This window comes from Stenotrophomonas sp. A3_2 (genome assembly GCF_036624925.1).
GTDB lineage: Bacteria > Pseudomonadota > Gammaproteobacteria > Xanthomonadales > Xanthomonadaceae > Stenotrophomonas > Stenotrophomonas hibiscicola.
In genome coordinates, this window is the sequence record NZ_JAZKVY010000140.1 from 1 (window position 1) to 417 (window position 417).

General features: G+C 66.2%; 2 pseudogenes. Both read left to right on the plus strand.

Annotated features, from left to right (window positions below):
* Positions 1-184, plus strand: a pseudogene (locus R5H29_RS03925) (HNH endonuclease); the annotation flags it as partial.
* Positions 181-417: pseudogene (locus tag R5H29_RS03930) on the plus strand (hypothetical protein); the annotation flags it as partial. The pseudogenes R5H29_RS03925 and R5H29_RS03930, both read left to right, overlap by 4 nt.

Consider the following 417-nt stretch of genomic DNA (forward strand, 5'->3'; position numbering starts at 1 on the left):
CTGCGCGCCCTGCAACCTCAAAAAAGGTGGCCGCACCCCCAAACAGGCCGGCATGCCGCTGCCCTATGCACCGATCCGCCCGACCAGCTGGCAGCTGCAGGAACATGGCCGCCGCTTCCCGCCCAATTACCTCCACGAAACCTGGCGCGACTGGCTCTATTGGGACGTCGAGCTGGAGGCGTGAGGGCGCACGCGACGCTGGCGATCGGGTCGCTTGCCCTCGCGGCGCTGCCGGTTGCGGCGCATGAGGTTGACCTGCACCATTTGCCGATCGGCGATGGCCACCTCTCAAAAGCGCCACGGGTTGGCTATATCTGGGCGTGCCGGGTCGATCCCTTTGGCGGCGGCGCCTATCGCGACGGGCCGTGGATCAAGGGCGATGGCACCTATGATTTTACCGCCAAGGCAGTCGTGCAG